At 70.6% G+C, this 2,093-nt stretch carries 3 protein-coding genes; 2 read left to right on the top strand and 1 reads right to left on the bottom strand.

Annotated features, from left to right (window positions below):
• Positions 1-16 precede the first annotated feature (16 nt).
• On the bottom strand, positions 17-493 hold the full coding sequence (locus RCJ92_RS15700; RefSeq protein ID WP_446755095.1) for an N-acetyltransferase family protein: 477 nt from the start codon (positions 491-493) through the stop codon (positions 17-19).
• A gap of 63 nt (positions 494-556) precedes the next feature.
• Here RCJ92_RS15700 and RCJ92_RS15695 point away from each other — a divergent pair, with 63 nt between their 5' ends.
• Together RCJ92_RS15695 and RCJ92_RS15690 are read left to right on the top strand one after the other, a co-directional pair.
• Complete coding sequence (locus RCJ92_RS15695; protein ID WP_138926370.1) at positions 557-1,309, top strand: metal-dependent hydrolase; 753 nt, start codon at positions 557-559, stop codon at positions 1,307-1,309.
• 91 nt (positions 1,310-1,400) lie between these two features.
• The coding region (locus RCJ92_RS15690) for an NAD-dependent epimerase/dehydratase family protein (protein WP_446755094.1) at positions 1,401-2,093 on the top strand (693 nt) is incomplete at its 3' end.

The following is a 2,093-nucleotide window of genomic DNA, read 5'->3' as shown; positions in this document are numbered from 1 at the left end:
ATGCCGCGGTACTCCATCAGGCACCCGCCTTCGCCCGCGCCGCACCGTCCAGCCGGCGGGTGGTCCAGCCGTCCAGGGAGCTGGAGCCGATGGCGTCGTAGAAGCCGATCGCCGGGGCGTTCCAGTCCAGCACCGCCCACTCCAGGCGCCGGTACCCGCGCTCGACGGCGATCCGCGCCAACTCCTTCAGCAGCGCGCTGCCCAGCCCCTGCCCGCGGGCGGACTCACGCACCACCAGGTCCTCCAGGTGGATCCCGTGCCGGCCCTCCCACGTCGAATAGGTCAGGTACCAGATCGCCACGCCGGCCACCTGCCCGGTGGCGTCCTCTGCCACGTGGGCGAAGACCTGCGGGTTGGCGCCGAACAGGTGCTCCTGCAGGTCTGCGACGGTGTTCTTCACCGCGTCCGGTTCCTTTTCGTAGACGGCCAGCTCATGGATCAGCTCCAGGATGCGGGCACAGTCGTGCTTCTGCGCAATTCTCACGGTTGACATGTGTCTAAGGTTACCCCTGTCACGGATCGGGAAGTGTCGTACATACGTTCTAAGGTTGAATCCATGATGGGTGGACACCACGCCATGAGCGGCGCGGCCGCGTGGCTGGCAATAACAACACAGGTGGACCTCGGACCGGTGAACCTGGGGCTCGGGCTTTTCGAGATGAACCAGTGGGAGACGCTGGCCGGGGCGATCGTGTGCGCCGGGGCGGCGATGCTGCCCGACGCGGACCACCCCTCGGCGACCATCGCCCGCTCCCTGCCGCCGATCTCCAACCTGGTCACCCGCCTGGTCTGCACGATCTCCGGGGGACACCGCAACGGCACCCACTCGCTGCTGGGGGTCGGCGCGTTCGCGCTGCTGGCCTGGGTGCTGGACAAGTGGTCGGTCCACACCGCGGGCCTGGGGGTGGTCTACCCCGGCGCCGCCGTGTTCGCGGTGCTGCTGATCTCCTTCGCCGTGAAGACCATGAAGTTCATGCCGGCGCTGCTGTGCTGGGTGATCGCCCTGGCCGGGGCCGCGTTCGTGGGAATGAACGCCCCCGATGAGCGTTCCTGGTTCTTCCTGGCGGTGGTGCTGGGCGCCGGGGTGCACCTGCTGGGGGACATGCTCACCATCGGCGGGGTGAACCTGCTGTGGCCGATCCGCTTCAAGGCCCCGCGCTGGTTCCGCCGCCTGCCGGGGATCGGCGGATGCTGGAAGGCCAACGGCCGGGTCGCGGTGCCGGTGCTCGGGGCGACCGGCTCGAACGCCGAATGGGTGCTGGCCAGCGCGCTGACCTCCTATGTGACCGTCGCGCTGCTGCTGCACTAGGCACCGCCGGACCACCGGGGCGGCAGGAAAAGCCCGGGCGGCCTGCCCCCTGCCCCTTCCCAATCCCGCCGCCGCTTGGTTGACTGGGCCAATGAAACTGTTGATCCTGGGCGGCACCGGGTTCCTCTCCCGCCACCTGGCCGCCGCCGCGCTCGCCGCTGGGCACCAGGTCATCTGCGCCAGCCGCGGCGTGAGCGGCCGCCCGCCCGCCGGCTGCCGGTTCGTGCGCTGGGACCGCAAGGACGCGGCGCCCGCCGCCCTGGCCGGGGCCCGCTTCGATGTGGTGGTGGACGTCTTGGGGCAGCCCAGCCACGTGCGCCGGGCCCTGCAGGGGCTGCACGCGGGGCATTGGATCTTCATTTCCACGCTCAACGTGTACGCCGACCCGCGGGCCGGGGATGCGGCCGGGCCGGATGAGCGGCTGGTGCCGGCGATCGGCCAGGACGTTTCGATTGACTCCCCGCAGTCCTATGGCGGGATGAAGGTGGGTTGCGAGCAGCTGGTGGCCGCGCACGCCCCGAGCTTCACGATCCTGCGCCCGGGACTGATCATCGGGCCGGGGGACCGGACCGGGCGCTTCAGCTACTGGCCGCTGCGCCTGGCCGCGGCCGCCGCCGACGGGCACCCGTTCATCGCCCCCGAACCCCGGGACGACCCGGTGCAGTTCATCGACGCGCGGGATTTGGCCGACTGGATCCTGCTGCTGGCCGACGGGCGCCGCCAACTGGTGTGCGACGCCGTCGGCCCGGTCATGACCCGTGCGCAGTTCATCAACCGGCTCGCG

The sequence above is a fragment of the Glutamicibacter sp. BSL13 genome (assembly GCF_052928425.1).
This window is presented reverse-complemented; position numbering and strand designations above follow the sequence as displayed.

Excerpts from the sequence above, each read along its gene's own strand:
- RCJ92_RS15700 (WP_446755095.1), bottom strand. The coding sequence starts at position 493 with ATGTCAACCGTGAGAATTGCGCAGAAGCACGACTGTGCCCGCATCCTG.
- RCJ92_RS15695 (WP_138926370.1), top strand. The coding sequence starts at position 557 with ATGATGGGTGGACACCACGCCATGAGCGGCGCGGCCGCGTGGCTGGCA.